Source organism: Streptomyces yangpuensis (genome assembly GCF_001005295.1).
Classification (GTDB): Bacteria; Actinomycetota; Actinomycetes; order Streptomycetales; family Streptomycetaceae; genus Streptomyces; species Streptomyces yangpuensis.
In genome coordinates, this window is the sequence record NZ_LBMK01000008.1 from 230,608 (window position 1) to 252,939 (window position 22,332).

The 22,332-nt window shown below is 71.9% G+C and carries 22 protein-coding genes and 1 pseudogene; 15 read left to right on the forward strand and 8 right to left on the reverse strand.

Annotated features, from left to right (window positions below; genetic code table 11):
* Position 1 precedes the first annotated feature (1 nt).
* Together AAT21_RS30230 and AAT21_RS30235 are read right to left on the reverse strand one after the other, a co-directional pair.
* Positions 2-637, reverse strand: coding sequence for a VOC family protein (locus AAT21_RS30230; protein WP_046780133.1), 636 nt, complete (start codon positions 635-637; stop codon positions 2-4).
* Positions 638-776: 139 nt separating this feature from the next.
* Positions 777-1,313 carry an NUDIX hydrolase family protein gene (locus tag AAT21_RS30235; RefSeq protein ID WP_107081430.1) on the reverse strand — a complete coding sequence of 179 codons (537 nt, stop codon included), beginning with the start codon at positions 1,311-1,313 and terminating at the stop codon, positions 777-779.
* 210 nt (positions 1,314-1,523) lie between these two features.
* Here AAT21_RS30235 and AAT21_RS30240 point away from each other — a divergent pair, with 210 nt between their 5' ends.
* Both AAT21_RS30240 and AAT21_RS30245 read left to right on the forward strand, forming a co-directional pair.
* Positions 1,524-2,744, forward strand: coding sequence for a cytochrome P450 family protein (locus AAT21_RS30240; RefSeq protein WP_046780135.1), 1,221 nt, complete (start codon positions 1,524-1,526; stop codon positions 2,742-2,744).
* Positions 2,745-2,847: 103 nt separating this feature from the next.
* Positions 2,848-3,810 (forward strand): helix-turn-helix transcriptional regulator, encoded by a 963-nt coding sequence (locus AAT21_RS30245; protein WP_046780136.1) that lies wholly within the window; start codon positions 2,848-2,850, stop codon positions 3,808-3,810.
* Positions 3,811-3,838: 28 nt separating this feature from the next.
* On the opposite strand, the gene AAT21_RS30250 is transcribed toward AAT21_RS30245, so the two are convergent.
* The 4 genes from AAT21_RS30250 to AAT21_RS35025 all read right to left on the reverse strand — a co-directional run bounded on the left by AAT21_RS30250 (position 3,839) and on the right by AAT21_RS35025 (position 8,165).
* Positions 3,839-4,213 carry an STAS domain-containing protein gene (locus tag AAT21_RS30250; RefSeq protein WP_052758061.1) on the reverse strand — a complete coding sequence of 125 codons (375 nt, stop codon included), beginning with the start codon at positions 4,211-4,213 and terminating at the stop codon, positions 3,839-3,841.
* A gap of 522 nt (positions 4,214-4,735) precedes the next feature.
* Positions 4,736-5,545, reverse strand: a complete 810-nt coding sequence (locus AAT21_RS30255) for a peptidoglycan recognition protein family protein (protein WP_046780137.1) — start codon at positions 5,543-5,545, stop codon at positions 4,736-4,738.
* A gap of 824 nt (positions 5,546-6,369) precedes the next feature.
* Positions 6,370-6,822 (reverse strand): hypothetical protein, encoded by a 453-nt coding sequence (locus tag AAT21_RS30260; RefSeq protein WP_235439277.1) that lies wholly within the window; start codon positions 6,820-6,822, stop codon positions 6,370-6,372.
* A 593-nt stretch (positions 6,823-7,415) separates the two neighbouring features.
* Entirely contained in the window at positions 7,416-8,165 is a 750-nt protein-coding gene (locus AAT21_RS35025; protein ID WP_063838163.1) for an ASCH domain-containing protein, read from the reverse strand.
* Between the two features lie 429 nt (positions 8,166-8,594).
* Here AAT21_RS35025 and AAT21_RS30270 point away from each other — a divergent pair, with 429 nt between their 5' ends.
* From AAT21_RS30270 to AAT21_RS30295, 6 genes and pseudogenes are all read left to right on the forward strand, one after another.
* Complete coding sequence (locus AAT21_RS30270) at positions 8,595-9,176, forward strand: dihydrofolate reductase family protein (RefSeq protein WP_046780138.1); 582 nt, start codon at positions 8,595-8,597, stop codon at positions 9,174-9,176.
* A gap of 324 nt (positions 9,177-9,500) precedes the next feature.
* Positions 9,501-9,965, forward strand: a complete 465-nt coding sequence (locus AAT21_RS30275) for a DUF2199 domain-containing protein (protein WP_046780139.1) — start codon at positions 9,501-9,503, stop codon at positions 9,963-9,965.
* Positions 9,966-10,157: 192 nt separating this feature from the next.
* Positions 10,158-10,669: pseudogene (locus tag AAT21_RS40105) on the forward strand (NUDIX domain-containing protein).
* A 436-nt stretch (positions 10,670-11,105) separates the two neighbouring features.
* Complete coding sequence (locus tag AAT21_RS30285) at positions 11,106-11,804, forward strand: helix-turn-helix transcriptional regulator (RefSeq protein ID WP_046780140.1); 699 nt, start codon at positions 11,106-11,108, stop codon at positions 11,802-11,804.
* Positions 11,805-11,836: 32 nt separating this feature from the next.
* A complete protein-coding gene (locus AAT21_RS30290) occupies positions 11,837-12,373 on the forward strand; it encodes a DUF3291 domain-containing protein (protein WP_046780141.1) in 537 nt (178 codons plus the stop codon).
* Between the two features lie 59 nt (positions 12,374-12,432).
* Positions 12,433-12,849, forward strand: a complete 417-nt coding sequence (locus AAT21_RS30295; protein ID WP_157879819.1) for a response regulator transcription factor — start codon at positions 12,433-12,435, stop codon at positions 12,847-12,849.
* A gap of 144 nt (positions 12,850-12,993) precedes the next feature.
* Here AAT21_RS30295 and AAT21_RS30300 read toward each other — a convergent pair whose 3' ends face one another.
* The gene (locus AAT21_RS30300) at positions 12,994-14,118 is read right to left on the reverse strand and encodes a nucleotide disphospho-sugar-binding domain-containing protein (protein WP_046780143.1); all 1,125 of its coding nucleotides are present in this window, start codon (positions 14,116-14,118) and stop codon (positions 12,994-12,996) included.
* 385 nt (positions 14,119-14,503) lie between these two features.
* On the opposite strand from AAT21_RS30300, the gene AAT21_RS30305 reads away from it, so the two are divergent.
* The 7 genes from AAT21_RS30305 to AAT21_RS30335 all read left to right on the forward strand — a co-directional run bounded on the left by AAT21_RS30305 (position 14,504) and on the right by AAT21_RS30335 (position 20,053).
* A complete protein-coding gene (locus AAT21_RS30305) occupies positions 14,504-14,749 on the forward strand; it encodes a protealysin inhibitor emfourin (RefSeq protein WP_030959959.1) in 246 nt (81 codons plus the stop codon).
* A 174-nt stretch (positions 14,750-14,923) separates the two neighbouring features.
* Positions 14,924-16,411 (forward strand): RNB domain-containing ribonuclease, encoded by a 1,488-nt coding sequence (locus tag AAT21_RS30310; RefSeq protein WP_046780144.1) that lies wholly within the window; start codon positions 14,924-14,926, stop codon positions 16,409-16,411.
* Between the two features lie 58 nt (positions 16,412-16,469).
* Positions 16,470-17,330 carry a hypothetical protein gene (locus AAT21_RS30315; protein WP_046780145.1) on the forward strand — a complete coding sequence of 287 codons (861 nt, stop codon included), beginning with the start codon at positions 16,470-16,472 and terminating at the stop codon, positions 17,328-17,330.
* Positions 17,331-17,471: 141 nt separating this feature from the next.
* Positions 17,472-17,837 (forward strand): hypothetical protein, encoded by a 366-nt coding sequence (locus AAT21_RS30320; RefSeq protein ID WP_079026062.1) that lies wholly within the window; start codon positions 17,472-17,474, stop codon positions 17,835-17,837.
* 232 nt (positions 17,838-18,069) lie between these two features.
* Positions 18,070-18,528, forward strand: a complete 459-nt coding sequence (locus tag AAT21_RS30325) for a nuclear transport factor 2 family protein (RefSeq protein ID WP_235439278.1) — start codon at positions 18,070-18,072, stop codon at positions 18,526-18,528.
* Positions 18,525-19,424: an NmrA family NAD(P)-binding protein gene (locus AAT21_RS30330; RefSeq protein ID WP_046780146.1), complete on the forward strand. Its 900-nt coding sequence runs from the start codon at positions 18,525-18,527 to the stop codon at positions 19,422-19,424. Before AAT21_RS30325 ends, AAT21_RS30330 begins: the two co-directional genes overlap by 4 nt.
* 14 nt (positions 19,425-19,438) lie before the next feature.
* Positions 19,439-20,053, forward strand: coding sequence for a TetR/AcrR family transcriptional regulator (locus AAT21_RS30335; RefSeq protein WP_046780147.1), 615 nt, complete (start codon positions 19,439-19,441; stop codon positions 20,051-20,053).
* A 31-nt stretch (positions 20,054-20,084) separates the two neighbouring features.
* Here AAT21_RS30335 and AAT21_RS39475 read toward each other — a convergent pair whose 3' ends face one another.
* Positions 20,085-22,256: an amidohydrolase family protein gene (locus AAT21_RS39475; RefSeq protein ID WP_052758063.1), complete on the reverse strand. Its 2,172-nt coding sequence runs from the start codon at positions 22,254-22,256 to the stop codon at positions 20,085-20,087.
* Positions 22,257-22,332 lie beyond the last annotated feature (76 nt).

The window sequence follows — 22,332 nt, forward strand, 5'->3', positions numbered from 1 at the left end:
GTCAGATCGTGACCGGGCCCTTGGCGGTGGCGAACTCGACTGCGACCAGGCCGGGTTCCTCGTCCTCGACCCAGGTGACGTCGATCTGGTCGAGGGGGTGGTCGGCCGGTTCGCCGAGGAATTCCGCGATGGAGGCGGCGTCGCCGGCGATCGAGACCCCGTGGATGGTGGTGGAGGTGCGCGGGTCGGCGCTCGGGCGCTCCTCGTCGGGGACCAGCCACTGCAGGAAGTAGGGCAGTTGCGGGTCCTCCATCAGCTCCAGCAGGCCGATCTGCTTCCACCTCAGGTCGAATCCGTCGGGACGGACACGGTGGCCCTCGGACGAGGTGCGGCCGAGGCGGGCCTCGACCGGGGTGATGTCGTCGACGGAGACCACCCAGCCGAGCCAGCCGCCGCCCTCGGCGGCGCGGCGGGCGACCGCCCGGCCGAAGGGTGCGCGGTCGGCGGCGGGGTGGTCGAGTGTGGTGACGACCTCGACGTAGGTGCCGCCGCTCAGCGGGAGGATGAAATTACGGGTGCCGAATCGCGGGTGCACGCCCCCGTCCACGAACCCGGCACCGAGGGCCGACCCGATCCACTGGACGGTCGAGACGAAGCTGTCGCGGGCCACGGCATAGGACACATGATCAAGTCGCACCGCGCCATCATTACCCGGCAACCCGCACAGATCGCTGCGCCACGCCCGCCGCGGCCGTACCGGCCGTGCCCGCGCAGCCCCGCGGGCCACCGTCCTCGTGCGGACGGCGGCCCGGCCGGACCACCGGCGCGGGACGTTCTCAGAACGTGTGCCCCACGTGCGCCAGGGCCTGCTTCAGCAGCACCGCGTGGCCGCCCGGCATCTCGCCCTGCACGGCGGCCGAGGCCGCTTCCTGCGGACTGAACCAGACCAGGTCCAGAGCGTCCTGCCGGGGACGGCAGTCACCCGTCACCGGGACCACGTAGGCCAGGGACACCGCGTGCTGGCGGGGGTCGTGGAACGGCGTGATGCCGGCCGTCGGGAAGTACTCGGCCACCGTGAAAGGCTGCAGGGAGGCCGGGACCAGGGGCAGGGCCACCGGGCCCAGATCCTTCTCCAGGTGGCGCAGCAGCGCGTCACGGATCCGTTCGTGGTGCATGACGCGGCCGGACACCAACGTCCGGTTGATCGTCCCGTCCGTGCCGATCCGCAGGAGCAGTCCGATGCTGGTGACCTCGCCGGTTTCGTTCACGCGCACGGGAACTGCCTCGACATACAGGATCGGCATCTGGGCCCTGGCCATGTCCAGCTCGTCACTGGTCAGCCAGCCGGGCGTAGTTTCGGTCATGTCAGCCATTTCTTGATCATACTTTCCGGAGCGGGCCTTGGCCCAGATCACGTGTCCCTCGGAAATGGACCGGCCGTCAGGCCGGTGTCGGAGCGGGCGGTTGACGAGCTGTCATGCAGGACCACGGGTCGTCCGCCATGACCGAAAAGCTGCATTCGTGGAGACTGGGGCGCATATCCTCACTTCCCATGGCTACGGCGACGTATTCCTGGAGGCACGATGAGTGAGCGGCCCGTCCTTCTCCCCTACGCCGACCCGGCTTTCCTCGCGAACCCCTTCCCGCTGTACCGGAAACTGCGCGAGGAGGGCCCCGTACGTCGCGTCGTCATCGCGGGCGGCCTCGACGCCTGGCTCGTCACCCGCTACGAGGACGCCCTCGCGGCCCTGTCCGACACCCGTCTCAGCAGCGACGTACGCGACGCCTCCGACCCCCGGCTCCTGGCCCAGCTCCCCCAGACCGAGCGCGAGTCGATGCTGAGCAACATGCTCCGCAGCGACCCGCCCGACCACACCCGGCTGCGCCGACTGGTCTCCAAGGCATTCACCGCCCGAAGGGTCGCGGAACTACGGCCCCGCGTCCAGGCCATCACCGACCGGCTGCTGGACCGCATCGCTCCGGCCGGACACGCCGACCTCGTCGCGGACTTCGCCCTGCCGCTTCCCGTCACCGTCATCGGCGAACTGCTCGGCGTTCCGGCCGACGACCGGCACGACTTCCAGCGCTGGACCGACCGCATGATCATGCGGGGCGCCGAGCCACCGGACCCCGCCGTGGTGAACGAGGCCTGGCAGCACATGCGCGCCTACGTCACCGACCTCATCCGGGCCAAACGGGCCCAGCCCGGCGACGACCTGCTCAGCGGCCTGATCACCGCCCGCGACGAGCAGCGGCGGCTCAGCGAGGACGAGCTCATCGCCATGGTGTTCCTGCTGCTGGCCGCCGGCTACATCACCACGGTCAACCTGATCGGCGGCGGCATCGCCATGCTGCTCGCCCACCCCGCACAGCTCGACCTCCTCCGGGCCGACCCCGGGCTCCTGGGCGACGCCGTCGAGGAGTTCCTCCGCTACGACGGCCCGGTCAGCCCCGGCATCGCCCGCTTCGCCCGCGAGGACGTCGACATCGCGGGCGTGAGCGTCCCGCGCGGCGCGACCGTCCTGATCGCCTCGGCCATCGCCGACCGCGACCCGGCACGCTTCCCCGACCCCGACCGCCTGGACATCACCCGGCAGGACAACGCGCACCTCGCGTTCGGACACGGCGTGCACTACTGCCTGGGCGCGCCGCTCGCCCGGCTGGAGGGCCACATCGCCATCGGCAGCGCGCTGCGCCGGCTTCCCGGACTCGCGCTCGCCGTGGCCCCCGACGAGATCCCCTGGCGCCCGGGCGGACTGCGCGGCCCCCTGAGCCTCCCGGTCACCTTCGACGCCGGCACCTAGCCGGTAGCCGGGGACCGGCCACGGCATACTGGAGGCGCTGGAAGTGCTGGAGGCGGCGACATCCGACGGCAGGCCGTGCCGGGGGCCGGCGAGGGAGGGCACGATGGCGAACCTCTTCTTCGAGAGCGGCAACCTGGAGGCCACGGAGGCGTTCCTGTCCGCCGCGTACACCCCCATGCAGATCGGCGGCCGCCCCGCGGACAGCCGGGCGCGGATCGCCCGTACCGAAGCCGGCGGACTGAGCGTGGACCGCCTCTCGTTCGGCTACACGATGGGCTACGACGCGGGCTGCCTGGGCAAGGTGTGCCTGGTGTCGATGCACAGCGGCACCATCGTGGACACCACCGACGGCCGCGAGGAGGTCTACGGGCCCGGCGAGACCTTCCTCCTCGCCCCCCACGACCGGCCGTACGCGGGGCAGGTGCGCGAGGCCCGGTACACCATCACGATGTTCGACCCCCGCCTGCTGGCCCGGGTCGCCCCCGGCTCCGGCGGCGGCGACGTACGGATCACCGGAGCCCGGGCCGTCGGCCCGGCGGAGAACCGGCGGCTCGGCGCTGCCGTCGCCTACCTCCGCGACCACGTCCTCGACGAGAGCGCCGTGGCCGACGGCCCCGACCGGCTGCTGCTCTCGACGGCCGCCCAGCACCTGGCGGCCACGGTCCTGCACACGCTGCCGAACACCGCCCGCGGGGACGCGGCCGCCCCGCGGGACACGCGCGACGCACACAGCGACACCCTGCGCCGCGCCGTCTCGTTCATCGAGGCCAACGCTCACCGCGACATCACCCTGGCCGACATCGCCGCCTCCGTCCCGGTCACGCCGCGCGCGGTGCAGTACGCCTTCACCCGGCACGCCGGTACGACCCCGCTCGGCCACCTCCGCCGGGTCCGGCTGGCGCGGGCCCACGCCGAGCTCCGGTCGGCGGACCCGGCGGATCCGTCCGGCACCGCCACCGTCGCCGGTATCGCCGGACGCTGGGGCTTCGCCCACCAGGGCCGCTTCGCCGCCGTCTACCGGCAGGAGTACGGCGTGGCGCCCTCCGTCACGCTCAGGTCGGGCTGAGCGGCGACGCTCACCGCACTCACCGCACTCACCGTGCGCCGCCCGCCGGCCCATAGGAGTCCCCGGACACGGAGAGGTCGAACAGCCGGTCGGTGCCCGTGATGCACAGCAGACGGTGGAACTGCGGGCCGGGATCGGTGAGCGTCAGGGTCCGCCGGTTCGACTCGCACAGCGCCCGCGCGTGGAGCAGGGCATTGAGTCCCGCGGAGTCGCAGAAGTCGAGGCGCGCGAGGTCGACGACCACCCGCGGCGGAGCACCGGGAGTGGCGCACGCCTCCACGAGCGCCGTGCGCAGGGGTCCGACGTGGTCGAGGTCCATGTCCCCGGTGAGGGTGATGACGCTGCGGTCGGCGCGTGTGGCCAGCGTGACGCTGTGCGGACCGCGGGCGGCCAAGGGGTTCATCTCGTCCTGCCTTCGGGTACGCGGGCGGACCTCGGCAGTGGCCACCCGCCCCGACGTTATTCGCCCCGGTGGCCGAGCACAGCCCCGTGAACGAAGGGACGGAGGTGTTCGCTCAGTGGACAGGCGGCGGACGGCCGGGTAGGCAGGTGGCGGACGGGCGGGGTAGGCCGTGTACTCGGCGCGTGCCCTCAGCGGGTGTCGTCAGCGCCTGTGGTCAGGGCCTGCCATTGACCGTGGCCCGCACCTCGGTGAGCCGCTGCGCCCGCACCGGTGGCGCGCATCGCACCGGCCAGGTCCGCGCGGCGCTGTATGCCGGCCGTCCGCGGACAGGGTCCGGCACGCCGGCACGCCGGCACGCCGGCACGCCGTTCGCTTCCGGTCGGGGAAGCCTCGCCGGTGAGAGGGGGCGAAGCCGGTCCGGGCGCCGCCTGCGCGCAGTGCGTCCTGGGCCAGGGGGACGAGCCGGGTGGCACCGACGACGGTCCGGGCCGGGGCCCGGACCTCGCACGGGGAGGCGTCCCGTCAGGGCAGCAGACCGGCCGGGAGGTACTCACCGAGTGTCGCGGCCGGGGGCCGGCCGGTGGTCTGGCGGACCAGGTCCCACACCGGATCCTCGTCGGGGTTGGGCTCCGGTTCCGACAGGGGCGTGCCGAGGCGGGTGGCCACGTCCCGGCGAAGGGCCGGCAGCAGGGCGTACAGGCGGTCACCGGGGCAGGCGGTGGAGTTGAAGTCGCGGTGGCCGTAGATCTCCGACGCGGGCAGGCCATAGTGGTCGCAGATATGGGCGCACAGGTCGGCGAGCGCCGCGTACTGCGCCGCGGGCGGGGCCTGCGAGGTGTAGGTGCCCTCGTTCTCGATCCCGATCGACACCGTGTTCTGCCCGACGCAGTGCGCCGCGCGTACCTGACGCCGGCCGGAGTTCAGTTCGGCCAGGCTGTTGTGGCGGCCCTCCAGCACGAACGCCCCGCGGCTGACGGTGAAGTGCTGCCCGGTGTCGATCCAGCCCTGCGCGTCCATGTGGTACGTCTGGATGGCCCGGGCGAGGGCGATGGCGCGCTGCCTCGAATAGTCCGTCACGTTCGCTGTCGCCGTGTGATGGACGATGATCCGCTCCGGGCGGTTGGCGAGGACGACGACGGGCTCGGACGCGGCCCGCGCCCCCCAGGCGGCGCAGCCGATGATCTCCGGGCCGGCGGCCGAGTACGCGCGCCCGGCCGCGGCGACGGGCAGCGCCGCAGCGGTGGCCAGGGCGAAGGCGCCCGTGAGGACGGACCGGCGGGTGTACCGGCTCGCGGCGGTCGCCGGTGGCTGGTGCGATGCGGGGAGGGTCATACGGTGCCCGTTTCCGTAGGAGGCTGCCCATTCAAGGGAGCCCGGCCGCCCGGGGCGTGCAGACACACCGAACGCCCCCCGGACTCACCCCGACCGGCCGCCGTCGCGCACCGGGCACCCCCCTGCGCCCTGGCGGCCCCAGCGGGCCCAGCGGCCCGATCGGTGCCGCGCGGTTCGGCCTCGGGGCGCCGACGCCACCCCCCGGCCGAACGCCCGCACCTCCAACTCGCCTCCTCTGCCCGGGACAACGCCATGGACAGCCGAACGGCCCGCGCACCCGCCGCACCTGCGCAGGAGGTGGTGGAGCTCCCCCTGGAGGCGCGACGGAAACGGTGTTCTTCAGCACCGACACGGGCTCGCGCGGACTGCTGCGCCGTCCGGCAGCGCGCGGCCCGGTGAGGGGTGGCTCGTACGGTGTGCCGTACGGCGTGTCCAACGCCGCCCGACGGGGACGGCCCGGCCCGGCTGGCCACCGTGACCGTATGAGCAGACATCCATCGGTGCCGTTGGGCGGGTACGGCATCCGCTCCGCCCGGCCCGCCGAGTCGGGCGCCGTCGCCGCGCTGCCGGCCCGGGCCTTCGCCGAGGACCCGGTCATGGTGTGGATGGTCCCGGCCGCCGACCGCGAAGGCAGGATCGCCCGCTGTTTCCGGCTGGCCCAGCGTCAGCAGCGGCCGCGCGCCGGCGCCCTCCGCGTGGCGGCGACCCGAGACGGGCGGCTCTTGGCCGCCGCGCTGTGGTCGGGGCCCGGCTGCTGGAAGACCTCCGCGGTGCGGGAGCCGGCGGCGCTGGCCCCGTACGCACGCGTTTCCGCCCGCGCGCGCTCAGGTCTGGCACTGCCTGGTCGCCGCCGCGGACCAGCCGCTCCAGGCGGCGCCGCCGGCCCGGGCGTGCACGCGGATCTCGACCTTCACGGGGCCGCACACCCGGGTGCTGCTCCCCACTTCGAGAGGGCCGACGGACTCGCCGGCGCGGACGTGGGTGCGACCACTGCCCAGCTTCTCCCAGTGACCGCCGTCGACGACGCGGAAGAAGGCTTCATAGGCGACGTCGACCCCCTTCGTCCCGGTGTTGCGCGCCTTGATGTACGCCGTGATCTCGCGCGTGGGGAACCTGCCGACGGAGCCGCGCTCGGCGCTGACGCACCCGTTGAGGGCCACCCGGCCGGTCGAGGTCCCGCCGCCGCAGGCGATCGCCGCGGCGTCGGCGGTGGCGGGGACCGCCAGTACGGTCAGCGCGGCTGCGGCCAGGATCGTTCCGATGCGCCTCAGCTGCAATGTTCCGTGCCCTTCTTCGAGTCTGCTCTCCCTGTACAGACCGTGGCTCGTCCCCGGGCGAGAGCGGCAGGGCCCGTTGGATCTTCCCCCCCGAACGGGTGCAGGCCCCGTCAGGCCGCCTGGCGCCCGCCCCGCCCCGCGCGACGAGGGGCAGCCCGACGGAGCTCGACGCCACCGTCCCGCCACCCGGTGGGGGCCGTCCAGTGGGGATGGGAATGCAATCGGCAGGACAAAACGATCAGCCGCCGCCGCAGCGCGGTGACGCCACCCCCGGCAGGCACCTGCGCGAGCGAGGCGTACGTACGCAGCCACGCCTCCTGCAGGTCGACGAGGTCATCGGGGAAACGGCACGAGGGCAGGCGGCGACCGGCGGTGGCGGGAACGACCGCTTGGAGCGTGCGCGGCCCACTTGACGGGCAGCCGGCCGCTCCTCGGCGCCACCGGGACGGGCACCGGCACCGGCAGGGGCAGCGGCATCGAGGAGCTGGCGGAGGGTGCTTGCCTGAGGTGGGGCTGCCTGAAGCGGCGGGGACTCCGTGCTCCTCGTCACCCTGCGGTCCAGCCTTCGCAGGTGCCTCCGCGGGGCGAGTGGTTCAAGCGGCGTCTGCCTCGTTGATCTGGAAGGTGATGACGTCGACTTCGTCCGTTCCCGCCAGATCGGGGTAGTGGCCCTTGAGGCATTCCCGGAGTTCGGCTGCGGTCGTCAGCCCCTCGGCTCGGGCGTCCTGGTGGGTGAGGTCGCTGACCAGGCAGTGCCTGATGTCGGTCACCTCGGCCGACAGGACGACTTCGGGGTCGCTCTCGAACACCAGCCGTGCCGGCCCGAGCTGGGCCGGGTCCCGGAAGCGGGTGGTCTTGGTCTTGGCGCCGGAGCGGACGGCTTCGAGGTAGCGGGGGTTGAACCGGATGATCGGGGGACCGGCCGTCTCGGGGTCTTGGCAGAGCGACGGGTCGAGACCGTTCATGCCGTCCCAGGTCCATTGCTGAGACAGCGGCACCAGGTCGGCGGCGAGAACGGACCTGAGCCCCGCGGGTGTGGGCACGATGACGCGCATGGTGGGGTAGTAGTCGACGAAGACCTGCCGATCGCGCCCGCACGGGCCTATGACCCCGCGCCCGTGGTTTCCCACGGCAACGATGCAGCGCATCTGGCGGGCGCCCTGGGCTCGTGCGGCTCCCAGAGCCACGAGTTCGGCGCAGGGGCCGCCGGTGAAATGGTAGAGGTTCACGCCGGCGAACATCCGGTAGTCGGCGGCCATGACCGCGGCGCCCATCGTGTGGATCCCGTCTTCGTCGGGCCCGGCGTCGGTATGCGCGTCTATGGTGCGGCGTGCCAGCTCCACGAGCTCACGCTCGTCATCATCGAGAGCTCGCGCGGAGGGCGGTACGTACACGGTCTGAGCCTTTTTCTTCCGTCAGCAGTCGCCGAAAAGCATTCCACGCCACGCAGCTGAGCTCCACGGGATTTCGGCAGCGGCGGTGTTCTGGGCGCCCGCAGCATCGGGGGATGTGAGGTCCAGCAGCCGCAGACCCTGATCCGGCAGCCCGGCCAGTCCGCCCCGCCCGTTCTTGCTTTTGTGTCCGGCTCCGACCGCAGCCGCGCAGCGACCGGCCCGTACAAGAGATCGTCTGCATTTCCTGGACCGGCCGGTGAGCAGCCGTGCTTGGGTCCGTCGGGCCGATTCCGAACCGGGATGTGCCCGCCGATGGATTTACAGGAGGGGCGGCTCACGACTCGCTAATTTGGGGCCCCCGAAGCAGAGGAGAGGCCCGTGGGCAAGGTGGTCATGTACAGCTCGGTGTCGGTGGACGGCTTCGTCGCCGACGAGAATGACCAGCCCGGACCGCTGTTCGACTGGTTGGTCAGCGGTGACGTCCCGTTGGACGAGAGCGGCGCGCTGAAGGTGTCGCAGACGTCATTCGACTACACCCGGCCGTACTGGGACCAGGTCGGGGTCACGATCGCCGGCCGCCGCGTCTTCGACCTGACGGACGGTTGGGACGGAAAACCGCCGAGCGGGATCGATCACGTGGTCGTCGTGTCGCACCGGCCCATGCCCGAGGGCTGGGACCCCAAGGCGCCGTTCCACTTCGTCGACGGCGTCGAGGCAGCCGTCGCCAAGGCACAGGAGCTTGCGGGCGATCGCATCGTCGAGGTCGCCGCTGGCGACGTCGGTGGCCAGGTGCTTGCCGCGGGCCTGGTCGACGAGGTGCGCATGGACGTCGTACCCGTCGTGTTCGGGTCCGGCAGGCGCTACTTCGGGTCGGTCCACGCGCAGCACCTGTTGGAGGATCCTGACGTGGTGATTCAGGGCAACCGGGTACTTCACCTGCGCTATCAGGTGCGCCGTTGACCGCTCTGAGCGGGTACGGGGAACACACCACCGCGAACGGTGACACAAGCCGGGGCCTCCGGCGCCGGCGCGCATCGCTGTCCCCGGACGGGCAGCCGACGCCGATTGCCGAGTGACCCGAGGACGGCATGTGCGGCCAACTTCACGGTCAACGCCTTCCCGGACGGAAGCGCCGCATCGGCGACGCCGATGGCACAGGACAACTGAGCGCGAGAGTCGGCCTGCAGGGAGGTGGGAGCGGAGCCGTCGCTAGGCTCCAGCACTATGACCAGTGATCGCGGATTCGCCTGCGCTTGTTGCGGGGCTCACCACCCTGAGCTGCCGATGAACTACACCGCCGAGGCCCCGGCCGTGTGGGATCCGTCCTTCGCCGAGGCCGACGACTGTCTGCTGTCCTCGGACCAGTGCATCATCCGCGGGCAGCATTACTTCGTCAAAGGCATGATCGAGATACCGGTCATCGGCAGCGGCGAGGTGTTCTCCTGGGGCGTCTGGGTCTCGCTCAGTCGCGAGAACTTCTCCCGGGCGGCAGATCTGTGGGACACCCCCGGCCGCGAGGCCGAAGAGCCCTCCTTCGGCTGGCTCACCACCGATCTGCCGGTCTACCCGACCACGACCCTCAACCTGAAGACGCTCGTCCACACGCGCCCTGTCGGCGAGCGCCCCTTCGTGGAGCTCGAGCCCACCGATCACCCTCTCGCCGTCGAGCAGCGTACGGGGATCACCCTGGACCGGGTGCGGGAGATCGCCGCAGCCGTACTCCACGCCGGCGACGGCGAGCGGCGGTGAGGACCGACAGGGCGGAATCGCCCATCCCGGTCGGGCCCGCCGGGCTGTGCCGCAGAGCCCAGCGGTTCGTTGAAGCGGAGGGCATCCGCCTCCACAGGCAGGACATACGCTTGCGTTTTGCAGTTCTACCGTGATGCGAGGTTGCACAGGGCGGTTGGATCTGGCATTCGGCTGCCTGCGATCGTGAAGTGCATGAATGAGTTCGTGGAGCACGTTGACGAGCAGGACCGGGTCCTGGCGGTCGTCAGCCGCGGTGATGCCGTTCGTCACGGCTGGTTGCATCGCATCGCTGTGACGGTGTACAGGGATCGCGCGGGGAGGGTCCTCGTGCATCGCCGCTCCGAAGGGGTGTCACGGTTCCCAGGGCACTACGAGGTGGTGGCCGGCGGCGCTGTCACCGCAGGCGAGTCCTATCAGGAGGCCGCGGCCCGTGAACTGGCCGAGGAGCTCGGCATCCGGGTACCGGTCCGCTTCATCGTGAGTTCCTGAACCACGGGGGCCTCAGCCCCCACTGGCTCGCGGTCCATGAGGCCGTCGTACTCGCCGACCTGAAACCCGACCCGGACGAGATCATGTGGCACAGCTGGCTGTCGGAGTCCGAACTCCGCCAGTTCATGCGGCAGCACCCGTTCACTCCGGACAGCCTCGAAACTCTGAGCCGCTATCTCACCGCCGTGTCCGGGGCCGTCGAAGATGCGGAGTAGGTAGGCGCTGCTGTGCCGCCAGTAGCGCAGGAAGACCTTTCGCGTCGCTGGTGACGATCACGGACGGGCGCAGCTTCCAACTGCACTGGGCATCCATGAGATCCGAACACACCAGCCCTTTGAGCTGCAACTTCGAGTTGGCGGTGGCTCAGTGCGCCAGCCCGTAACGTCGCGTTCCAGGCCGCGAGTCGGGCGGGGTTGCGGTGGTGGAGGAGGCGGCCGAGCAGTACGGCGTTCAGTGCCCCGGGCAGGGTGCAAGCGGCTGCCGCGAGCGCCACCCAGACGGCGCGGTCAGCGGCCGGCGCCAGTTCGATCGCCAGCCAGCCAGCCAGCCAGCCGACCGCCACCACGGCCATGCCGTCACCCAGCGCGGAGACGGCGAAGCCCGGTAGCACCGATTTCTATCTCCAATCTGCGTTGTTTCTAGAATGGCTGCATGAAGGACATCGACGTGATCGCGGTGCTGCAGGATCCGGTGCGCCGTCGGCTGTACGAGTACGTGGCGGCTCAGGGACGCGAGGTCGGCCGCAACGAGGCCGCCGAGGCGGTCGGGGTGGCGCGGACGCTCGCCGCGCACCACCTGGACCGGCTGGCCGAGGCGGGGCTGCTGGAGAGCGGTAGTCGGCGCCTGACCGGACGCTCGGGGCCGGGGGCGGGCCGTCCGGCCAAGGTGTACACGCGGGCCCTGGTCGAGCGGTCGGTCTCGCTGCCCGCCCGTGACTACCGCACCGCCGCCGAGCTGCTCGCCGAGGTCGCGGAGGAGGCCGGACTGGATGCCGGGCTCTGCGCTGCCGCGCGTCGCCGGGGCGAGGCCCTTCGTGGCGCGGCGGCGCCCTGCGGGGACCTTGCGGAAGCCATGGGGCTGCTGGCCGCCCGCGGCTACGAGCCGCACATCGAAGCCGGCGAGGAAGGCGAGGGCGGTGAGGGCGGTGAGGGCGGCCTCGGGGGTGTCGTGCGGATGCGCAACTGCCCGTTCCACACCGTCGCCGAGCGCTTCCCGCCGCTCGTCTGCGGTATGAACCTCGCCCTGCTGGAAGGGCTGATCGGTACCGACGGCCCGGTCCGTGCCCGCATGGACGCCCGGCCGGGGGAGTGCTGCGTGGTGGTGGAGGTTTCTAAAACCAATGAACATTGACATAGAAATGGACGGCGTGCTGGGATGAGGTCATGACCAAACCCACGCGGGCCGCCCACCTCGCCCAGCTGAACGTCGCCACGCTCCTCCACCCCATCGACGACCCGCGCATCGCGCCGTTCGTGGAGGCGCTCGACCCGGTCAACGCCGCCGCCGACGGAGCGCCCGGCTTCGTATGGCGCCTCGTCGGGGAGGGGGAGAGCGACGCCACCGGCCTGCGCCCGGCGGGCGAGGACGTCATCGTCAATCTGTCCGTGTGGGAGAGCCAGGAGGCGCTGTGGGACTTCGCCTACCGCAGTGGGCACCTGGAGGTGATGCGGCGGCGCCGCGAATGGTTCGAGCGGCACGTCGAGGCGCACATGGTGCTGTGGTGGGTGCCCGCCGGCCATCTGCCGACCGTCGGTGAGGCGCTGGACCGGCTGGCCGAGCTGCGGGAGCACGGGCCGTCCCCCCGCGCCTTCACCTTCGCCTCCTCGTACACCGCCACCGAGGCCGCCCGGCACCTTCCGCCCGCGCAGACCGTACGGAGCCTGCGTCCGGAGCCGGCCGACGAGTCGGCGGCGGTCTGAGTCAGGGCTCCCGCCCCTCCCGGGTCGCCCCGCGGTACGCGGGACAGCACCATGGGAGGGTGATGACCGTCCTGGTGGTCGGCGTGCCCGACGGCGAGCAGCTGGAGCTGCTGCGCTCGGGCATCCAGCGCAACCCGCACTTCCAGGTCGTGTCGCACGCCGACGACCCCGCGGTCGCTCTCGCGCACGCCCGCGTCCTGCTCCCCGACATCACCGTCCTGGCCCTGCCCGCCGGGCTCGACAGCATCGACTCGGACGCGGGGGTCCTGCGGGTGTTCCGGGGAGTGAGGGATCTGGACCCGCCCAGCGGGGTGGTGCTGCGGACCGCCGCCACCCGGGTGCCCCGTGCGGTGTCGGGCCTGATGGTGGAGGGAGCCGTGCACATCGTGCGCGAGGGGGACCACGAGGCCCTGATGCGGGCCCTTCGTACGATCGGGCTGCGCCGGGCCAGCTGTGACCCCGACGAGATGCCCTGACCCGGCCACGCGACGCCTCCTGACCTGGCAGCCGCCTCCTCGTCACCGGCGCGGCGCCGTCGGCCTGGGCCCGGGCAGGGGAGCACCTGCCCGGGCCTCGTCATCAGCCCTCCGGGATTCCGTGGCGTCGCGGAGGGCGGCGCCTCAGGCGGAGGTCAGGGCCTCCAGGGCGGGGACCGTTTCGGCCGGGGTCGGCAGGGCGGCGTTCTCCGCGCGGAGGCGGTCGGCGCCCTCGCGCAGGGCCGGGTCGGATATGAGCCGGGTGAGGAGTGCGGTATCGACCTCGTCAGAGGCGGAACGCAGGGCGGCGCCGGTCGCGGTGAGGGCGTCGGCGTTGATGAAGTGGTCGGCGCCCTGCGGGAGCAGGAGCTGGGGCAGGCCGGCCTGGAGGGCGGTGAGCAGGGTGCCGGAGCCGCCGTGGTGGACCAGTGCGTCCGAGGCGGTCAGCAGCTCGGCGAGCGGGACCCAGGGCAGCGCGCGCACGTTGTCCGGGAGGGTGCCCAGCGGCGTGATGTCGGCGTCGCCCACGGCGAGCAGGAACTCGGCGTCCACCGACGCGGCGGCCTCGATCAGACGGACGATGGCGTTGACGCCGTCCATCTCGGTGAGCACCGTGCCCAGGGTGACGGCCACGCGCGGACGCGTGCCGCGGCGGAGCAGTCCGACGGGGACGAAACCGCCGCCGTTGTACGGGAGGTAGCGCATCCGCAGGCCGCCCGGGTCGCCGCCGAGTGAGGCGGGGACGATGTTCAGCGCGGTGGGCTCGGCCGGGCCGTCCACGCCGAACGTCTCGTACGCCTCGGTGAAGTTGGCGGCGAGCCGGCCGACCATGTCCTGGCCGGAGGTCACGCCGAAGTTCTGGATCACCGACGGGATCTTGAGCTTGGCCGCGACCAGCGGGGCCGACGCCTGGAAGGAGTCGTAGACCAGCAGGTCGGCGCCCCAGCTGTCGGCGACCTCCAGCAGACCGTCCACGGTGGACCGGGACAGGAGGGCGAAACCGTGAGCCGCCCTGTCGAGGATCTGGTCGGAGGTCAGGTCGGGCGCGACGTAACGTACTTCCTCGCCCTTGTTCTGCTGCTCGAACGCCTCCTGGATGGTGCGGCCGTCGCCTATCTCGACGATCGGGAAACCTGCCTGGCGCAACTGGTGCAGTGGCGGCGAGCCCGCGAACAGTACTTCGTGCCCGGCGGCACGTAAGGCCTGCGCGGTCGGGATCATCGGAAAGAGGTGCCCGGCCGAGGCCGGGCCGGTGAAGAGGATGCGCACGGTGTCTCCTTGCCCATGGATCTGCCCGGTCGGGGACGAGCCGTGCGGGCCCGCCCCCCGGTTCCACCCGATGAACTGATGGGAGGGCAGCCGGTGTTCCCCGTCGGTGATCGATATTCGGACGTTCCCGGAAAGGACAGTGTGAGTGACGGCCTCCGGATGCCTCACATGGCTTGAAGAGGGTGGTCAGCACTGGCGTCTGCCGCGCGGGACGCGGCCCGAGAGCGAGCGCTCGCGCTGAGGCGTCGGCCGCCGCACGGCGCTTTCCGGCCGTTCCCCCGGACCGGCGCCCGCCGGGTGACAGCGCGCCGGTGTTCGGGGCATGCGCGGCAGTGGCTGCGATGCGCAGACCGTACGACTCACCAGCGAACAGGAAGGAACGGCCATGCTGATAACGGTCACCCGCTCCGGAGGCTTCGCCGGCGGCCTGGAGAAGCTCAGCGCACTCGACACGTCCGGGCGCCCGGACGCGGCGGATCTGGAGGAGCTCGCCCAGCGGGCCGTCGCCCCCGCGCCCGACGGCTACCGCTACCGGATCACCGTCGACGACGAGGTGCTCGACCTCCAGGACCCCTGCCTGTCCGACGCCCAGCGGACCTTGATCCGTACCGTCCTCGGCGTGGGCGCCTGACCCGACGACGAGGGCCGGGCCGCCACCCCGCACCGAGCAGCGACCGGCCGCCCCGCCGGGACCCCCGGACGCCCGACGCGTCGTGTCCGGCCGACGCGCGGTGTGCCCGGCCCTGCTGCACCCGGACGGGTCGCCCGCCGTGCCGGCGGGCGACCTCCGCCCTACGCTCGGGGCATGCCACGCCGCCCGATGCGCATGTCCGAAGCGGCCAAGGCCGCGCTGGCCACCGCCTTGAAGAAGCTGCGGACCGACCTGCAGGCCCCCTCGGTCTTCCCCGATCCCGTGCTCGCAGCGGCCCAAGCCGCCGCCCGAGCGCCCCGGCTGCCCGACAAGGACGCCACCGACCTGCCGCTCTTCACGATCGACCCGCCCGGCTCGAAGGACCTCGACCAGGCCATGTACCTGGAGCGACGGCCTGGTGGAGGGTTCCGCGTGTACTACGCCATCGCCGACGTGGCCGCCTTCGTCACCGCGGGCGACGCACTGGACGCCGAGGCCCGCAAACGGATCGTCACCCTCTACTTCCCCGACGGCAAGGTGCCGCTGCACCCGCCCGTCCTCTCCGAGGGCGCGGCCAGCCTGCTGCCGAACCAGAAGGTCCCCGCCCTGCTGTGGCAGCACGACCTCGACGCCCACGGCGAAGTGATCACGTCGTCCGTGAGCCGCGCCCTGGTGCGCAGTACGGCCAAACTCGACTACGCGGCCGTCCAGCAGGCCATCGACGCCGGCACCGCCGCCGAGTCCGTTGCCCTGCTGCGCGACATCGGAACCCTGCGCGAGGCCGTCGAGGCCGAGCGGGGCGGCATCTCGCTCAGCCTGCCGGACCAGGAGGTCACCGTCGAGGACGGATCGTTCCGGCTGAGCTACCGGGCCGCACTGCCCGTGGACGGCTGGAACGAGCAGATCTCCCTCATGACCGGTATGGCCGCGGCCAGGATGATGCTGGACGGCGGCGGCCCCGGAATCCTGCGGACCCAGGAGCAGGCCCCGACCCACGAGGTCACGCGACTGCGCCACATCGCCCAGGGTCTCGGCATCGACTGGCCGCACCACGTCTCGTACGCCGAACTGATCCGCTCCCTCGATCCGCACCAGCACCGGCACGCGGCCTTCCTCCACGAGGCGGCCGGTGCCCTGTTGCTGAAATCGGTCTACAAGTCCTTCCGCGACCACGAGCACATCCCCGCACAGACCGTCCATGCGGCGATCGCGGCACCGTACACGCACTGCACGGCGCCGCTGCGGCGGTTGGTCGACCGGTACGCCGGTGAACTGTGCGTGGCCGCGAGCGCGGACCGGGAGCCGCCCGAATGGGTGCTCGCCGCCCTGGCCGACCTGCCGGGCCGGATGGAGAAGGCCAAAGGGAACGCGGCGGACCGGCAATCGGTGGATCTGGTGGAGGCGGCGCTGCTCATGGACCGGGTGGGGAGTACCTTCGACGCGGTGGTGATCGACACGGACGCGGAACTGGCGCAGCCGAACCCCCGGGAGGGCCAGGTGCAGCTGGCGGAGCCCGCCGTGCTGGGCAGGGTCGCCTCGGCTGCCGTCGACCTCGAACTCGGCGCGACCGTCCGGGTCCGGCTCGAACGGGCCGACCCTGCCTTCCCCGACAAGAACAAGCGGGTGCTCTTCAGCCTGGCCCAGGCCCAGGCCCAGGACTGACCGTCCGCCCGGAGACCCTCGGCGGCGCCCGCGCGCGGGGCTGTCGTAGCGTTCGGGCATGAGTACGCCCCCGCCCCAGCAGAACCCCGGCCCGTACGGGTCCCCGCAGCCCCCGGCCCCGTACGGCGGCCTGCCGTACGCCGCGCAACCCCCGCAGCCGCAGCCCCACCCCGGGCACCCCTACCCGGGGCACCAGCCCTACCCGGGGCACCAGCCCTACCCGCCGCAGCAGCCGTACCCCGGCCAAGGCGCCTGGGGGCAGCCCCCGATGGGTCCGCCGCAGCGCAGGAACCGGACGGGCCTGGTGATCGGGATCGTCGCGGCCTCGCTGGTGGCGCTCGGCGTCCTCGGTTTCGGGGCGAGCCTGCTGACCGGAGGCGGGGGCGGCTTCCCCGAGGCCACCCACAAGCTCGTCGTCCCCAAGACCCTTCTGGACGGCAAGTACACGCTGGACCAGGACCTTTCGGCCACTGCGGGCGAGGATGCCCTCAAGGGCACCTACGACTCGAAGATCCGCGACCCGAAGCCGGTCGTCGGCCAGTACAGCGCCAAGTCCCCACAGGGCACGGGCGCGCTGGTCGTCTCGGGGATGTACGGCCGGTTCAAGGACCCGGCCGGGGCCCGCAGGAAGATGCTGGCCGGCGCCGGTGACGCCGAAGGCGCGACCGTGGCCGTCCCTGCGAAGGACATCACCCCGAACGGTTCCGACATCACCCTGTCCTGCCAGGTGCTGACCATGAAGCAGGGCGCAGCGGGTGGCTCCCTGCCCATATGCGCCTGGGCGGACGAGAACACCGGTGCCTCGGTCGGTTTCGTGACGCCGGAGACCGCGCAGCAGGAGCCCGCTGCCATCGACCTCGCGAAGTTCGCCGAGGCCACCCTCAAGGTGCGCGCCGAGGCGCGGCAGCCGATCGGCTGACACCGGCGCTAAACGATCGCAGAGTTATGCCCAAAAGGTGACTTTCTGGAGCCTCGGCGGGTCGGATAGCAATGACGCGGCGCCTGGTACGGCCTGCCGACGGTCGGCGGCGATCCCAGTGCACCGAGGAAGGAACGTCCCGTGATCCGCACCCGTTACGCCGTTGCCCTGGCCACCATGGCCGTCACCGCCCTGGCCGTCACCGCAAGTCCCGCCTCCGCGGCGCCCGGTGACACGGTCAACATGTGCGCCAGCGCGCTCACCCCGGACGGCTGGGTGGACGTCCAGTGGTGGAACAGCGCCGGGTGCGGCTCCGGCTTCACGCCCAACATGAAGCAGATCAAGGACCTGAGAGGCTACCCCGTCGGCACCCAGGTCAACGCCTGCGCGTCGACCTGGCCGCCCGCAGGCTGGACCATCGTCAGTACCTACTACTCGAGCGGCTGTCGCTACTCCGCCGTTCCCAGCTTCAACCCCAACACCTGGACGCTGAAGCGCACTTCCTGAGCCCGCCGAAGGCCGTGGCCGACCCGCTCCCCGGGTCGGCCACGGCCTTTTCCGTGCCCAGTCCGTCCTCTTCCCGTCCCCTCCTCCACTGTCGGCGGTGTCGCTGTGCTTGCTAAGCGGACCGACGGTCCGTAAGGTCTTGGTCATGCGGACTGGCGGTCCGCTTGGGATTCCCGCGGGCCGCCACGCCGAGCAGAAATCGCCGCCACGCCGACGGAACGGAAGCCCCCTCATGACGACCCCCACGGAGCCCATGGAGCCCGCGGAGCCCATGGAGCCCGCGGAGCTGTACCGCCACGGCCTGCGCCTGCTGCTGGAGAAGGACGTCCCCGCCTGGGTCGACCTGTGGGACGCCCGCGGTGTCCTCGAATTCCCCTTCGCCCCGGCCGGTTGGCCGACCCGCCTCGAAGGCAAGGCCGCGGTCGGCGCGTACATGCGCGACTACCCCGACCACATCGACCTGCACGACTTCCCGGACGTGACGATCCATCAGACCATCGTCCCCGAGACGATCGTGGTCGAGATGCGGGGCGTCGGACGCCTGGTCAGGACCGACACCCCCTACGACATGACCTACGTCGCCGTGGTCACGGTCGAGAACGGGCTCATCACTTCCTACCGCGACTACTGGAACCCCCTCGCCGCATCCCTGACCGGCGTCGGCGCCGCCCTCACCGGAGAGAACCGATGACGACCACCCACGCCACGCTGGTCATCGGGGCCACCGGCACCACCGGCCGCCGCGTCACCGCCGGACTGATCGCCGCAGGACGCCGCGTCAAGGCCGCCAGCCGGAACGCCACCCCACTGGCGGGCGCCGACGGCGTCCGCTTCGACTGGCACGACCCGGCGACCTGGGCCGGAGCCCTGGACGGGGCCGACCGCGCCTACCTCGTCCCGCCCACCGGTTCTCCCGACCCCGCCGCGGTCATGCTGCCCTTCCTCCACCGGGCCCGTACCGCCGGCGTATGCCGCGTCGTGCTGCTCAGCTCCTCGGCGATCCCTTCCGGCGGCCCGGCCGTCGGCCGGGTGCACGAGCAACTGCCCGCCCTGTTCGAGGAGTGGGCGGTGCTGCGGCCGTCCTGGTTCATGCAGAACTTCACCGGCGCCGCCCCTCACGCGCGCACCATCCGCGACGACGGCGCCATCCTCACGGCGTCGGGGGACGGCCGTGTCGGATTCGTCGACGCCGAGGACATCGCCGCCGTCGCCGTACACGCCCTGACCGCCGAACAGGCTCCGAACACCGACCTGATCCTCACCGGGCCGCAGGCGCTCAGCTACGCCGACGTCGCCACGGTCATCACCGAGGTCACCGGCCACACCGTCGTGCACCGGCAGCTGACCTTCGAGCAGCTGCGCGACCGCTGGGCGGCCGAGATCCCGCTGGAGTTCGCCACTCTGCTCGCGGCCATGGACCGCGCCATCGCCGCAGGCGCGGAGGACCGCACCTCGGACACCGTCGAGCGCCTCACCGGGCGCCCCCCGGGCACCCTCCGCGCCTTCGTCGAACGGGAGGTGCAGCCGGCCATGGGCCGCCCGCACGCACCGGCCGAATATCATTCCCGAGGGCCGGAGCGGCCGTAGACCGAGGAGGACCCGTGGCCCCACGAGCGGAGCGTACGGAGCGTACGGAGCGCGCGGACGCCCAGCGCAACCGAGAAGCCGTCCTGGCGGCCGCCGACGCCCTCTTCGCCGCGAGCAGCAGCCCCCACAGCGTGTCGATGGACGACATCGCCGCAGCCGCCGGCGTGGGCAAGGGCACCCTCTTCCGCCGCTTCGGCGACCGGGCCGGCCTGATCGCCGCCGTGATCACCTCCCGCCTCGAACCGCTGCAGCGCGCGGTGCGGGAGGTACAGGAACAGACCGGTTACGCCCCGCGGCAGCAGGTGCTCGACCTCCTCGACACCGCCCTGACGTTCAAGATCGAGAACCGGAACCTCATGTCCGCCGCGGAGGACGCCGGGATCAGCAGCCCATACCGGGCCGGGCACTACGGATGGTGGCACGAAACGCTGCGCGCGGCGCTCGACCGGGTACCGGGCGTCCACGACCCGGACTTCACCGCCCACGCCCTGCTGGCCGCGATCCGCGCCGACCTGGTGACGCACCTGATCGACGAACGGCAGATGTCCCCCGACGGCTTGCGCTCCGCACTCGCCGCCCATGTCGCCGACGTCCTCGGCGGCAGCCCACCGGAGCCCGGCCGTTCTTGAGGACAGTCCGGGGTCCGGTGGGTGACCGCCGTCAGCCGGTGCCGGGCCCGGCAGCCGGCATGACGTGGCCGAGCAGACCCTCCCGCACGTACGGCCCCTCGCAGTCGGCCCGGTTGGAGACGAAGTGGTCGAAGACGGACGGTATGTAGCACCGGTAGAGGGGGACCGAGCCCGGCACCGCCTTCGTGTACACGTACCCGACCGCGCCCAGGGGCTGTTGACCCTCGCAGCCCGGGTCCGGCGTCAGCAGCGAGTGGTTCGCCGCCTTGCACTCGTAGATCCGGACCGCGCCCGGTGCCGGGTCCCGCAGCACCTTCCAGACCGCCTCATGGGTGAAGCCCGCGGGCAGCGCCCGTGAGGAGGCCAGATGCCCGGCGTGCGGGCGGTAGCCGCGGACCAGGGGCTCGTAGGGGGTGGCGTGGTCGCTCGTACGCTCCCACATGCGCAGATAGCCCTCGGCGCCCCGCATCAGCTCGTCCACCACGTCCTGGCCGCCCGTGACCCGGATGTCCTCGATCCAGTCCGGCACGAGACCGTAATGCGCGCCGCCGCCGTCCGTGTTGACGTCCCAGACGCGCGAGCCGGTGACCTGCCGGTCGAGGACCGAGTCGCCGTCGGCACTGCGGAACGGATAGCGGACGGGATCGCCCGCCGCGGCCCGTGGACCGGGCAGCCAGGCGAAGCCGTTCATGTCGGTGCCGATGCCGTAGCCGGCACCGTACCGGGCGCGCAGGGCGGCATGCTCCCGCGCCTCCGCGGCGAACGCGGGGGCCTCGTACATGTGGCCGGTGATGAAGCCGCCCAGACGGTAGACCCGCTCGGTCCAGTTCTCGTCCATCCAGCCGTGGGTGGACAGGACACCGGAATAGCGCTCGGCTTCGAGAATCCGCAGAGCCTGGCCGGCGGCCTTCACGCTCATGTGGTCGATCTCCAGCATCATGCTGCGCTTCATCATGCCCAGCACCGCGTACTCGCCCAGCGCCGTCAGGCCCCGGCGGTTGCACTGGGCCTGCGCCGCCTGCAAGGAGGCACCGTACTCCGGGAGTTCCACCCCTTCCGGCAACGCGCCGCGGATCCTTGCCCGCGCCGCGGCGTCCGCCTCCGCGTCGCCCTCTGCGCCCACCGTGCCCGCTGTGCCCGCCGCGTGTGCGTGCGACGCGCCGGCGTCCGCCGGGTGCTCGGCCTGTGCTGCGGCGAGGCCGAACCCGATCGGATTGTCGTGTTCAGGGCCCGGGCAGGGCTCCGTGCTCCAGAAGGTGCCCGTCGACAGGAACTGGCCGACGTTGATGGCCATGCCCTGGGTGCCCGAGTCGAACCGGACACCGCACAGGGCGTTGTCGAACTTGTGGCACAGGAACATGCTGCGCACACCCAGGCCGTGCAGCTCGTCGAGGCCGCGGTCGATGTCGGCCATGGTGCAGCGGGCGCCGTCCAGCACCTGCTTGCAGCCGAACGGTTCCGAGGTCTCCACCCCGAGGACGACGGCGAGCTTGCCCTCCTGGATGACCCTGCGTGCCTGGTCGGGTTCGGTGACGACCCGGAACCAGCCCTTGCCCGGGCCGCCGTACATGGCGTCGACGTAGTCCTGCAGCTCGTACGTCTTGCGGATCTGGAGCCTGATCGCGGTCATCTCGTCACAGCCGCGGTCCTTGAAGAAGTACAGCGAGCAGATGACCCCGTTGGTGACCATGTCGTTCACCAGGATCCGCTGCCCTCCCCGCCAGGCCCGCTCCACCCACGCGTAGTACGTCTGCTGGTGGGTGGAGGAGTCGTGGCCCGGCCAGTCGCGGAAGGTCGGCCAGCCGTTCGGGTCGTGCCGGCCGTCACCACCCTTGGTGATCATGTCGAAGAGGGCGAGGACACCGTTCGGGTAGTGCTCGGGGCAGTCCTTGAGGGCGTCCGCCGCACCGCCCGTGGAGAAGACCTTCCCGCAGACCAGCCGTCCGCCGAAACCCTCGTCGGACATCAGGTGAACGTGCCCGTCGACATATCCGCGGACGCGGCCCTGCGCGTCGGTCCCGGTGAACGGCTCCCCGGTGACGTTGACCTGCGAGTCCGGGGCCGGGCGCGCCACGGGCTCCCACCACCGCGAGCCGGCCGAGCCACCGGCCGCCGTCGCGGGGCCGAGCGCCAGCGCGACCAGCGCGAGGACCAGGCCGATCAGAAGGTACCGGCCTCGTCCCGATGCTCTTCGTCCAGTCATCCCCATCTCATCCCCATCCCTTTCACGAAGCGTGCCCGACACTGCGGAGATGGTCTTGGGCGGCTGTCCGGGCCCC

Excerpts from the sequence above, each read along its gene's own strand:
- AAT21_RS30305 (WP_030959959.1), top strand. The coding sequence starts at position 14,504 with ATGCTGATAACGGTCACCCGCTCCGGAGGCTTCGCCGGCGGCCTGGAG.
- AAT21_RS39475 (WP_052758063.1), bottom strand. The coding sequence starts at position 22,256 with ATGACTGGACGAAGAGCATCGGGACGAGGCCGGTACCTTCTGATCGGC.
- AAT21_RS30250 (WP_052758061.1), bottom strand. The coding sequence starts at position 4,213 with ATGAACCCCTTGGCCGCCCGCGGTCCGCACAGCGTCACGCTGGCCACA.
- AAT21_RS30275 (WP_046780139.1), top strand. The coding sequence starts at position 9,501 with ATGAACTACACCGCCGAGGCCCCGGCCGTGTGGGATCCGTCCTTCGCC.
- AAT21_RS30325 (WP_235439278.1), top strand. The coding sequence starts at position 18,070 with ATGACGACCCCCACGGAGCCCATGGAGCCCGCGGAGCCCATGGAGCCC.
- AAT21_RS30285 (WP_046780140.1), top strand. The coding sequence starts at position 11,106 with ATGAAGGACATCGACGTGATCGCGGTGCTGCAGGATCCGGTGCGCCGT.
- AAT21_RS30240 (WP_046780135.1), top strand. The coding sequence starts at position 1,524 with ATGAGTGAGCGGCCCGTCCTTCTCCCCTACGCCGACCCGGCTTTCCTC.
- AAT21_RS30330 (WP_046780146.1), top strand. The coding sequence starts at position 18,525 with ATGACGACCACCCACGCCACGCTGGTCATCGGGGCCACCGGCACCACC.
- AAT21_RS30315 (WP_046780145.1), top strand. The coding sequence starts at position 16,470 with ATGAGTACGCCCCCGCCCCAGCAGAACCCCGGCCCGTACGGGTCCCCG.
- AAT21_RS30245 (WP_046780136.1), top strand. The coding sequence starts at position 2,848 with ATGGCGAACCTCTTCTTCGAGAGCGGCAACCTGGAGGCCACGGAGGCG.
- AAT21_RS30290 (WP_046780141.1), top strand. The coding sequence starts at position 11,837 with ATGACCAAACCCACGCGGGCCGCCCACCTCGCCCAGCTGAACGTCGCC.
- AAT21_RS30310 (WP_046780144.1), top strand. The coding sequence starts at position 14,924 with ATGCCACGCCGCCCGATGCGCATGTCCGAAGCGGCCAAGGCCGCGCTG.
- AAT21_RS30235 (WP_107081430.1), bottom strand. The coding sequence starts at position 1,313 with ATGGCTGACATGACCGAAACTACGCCCGGCTGGCTGACCAGTGACGAG.
- AAT21_RS30255 (WP_046780137.1), bottom strand. The coding sequence starts at position 5,545 with ATGACCCTCCCCGCATCGCACCAGCCACCGGCGACCGCCGCGAGCCGG.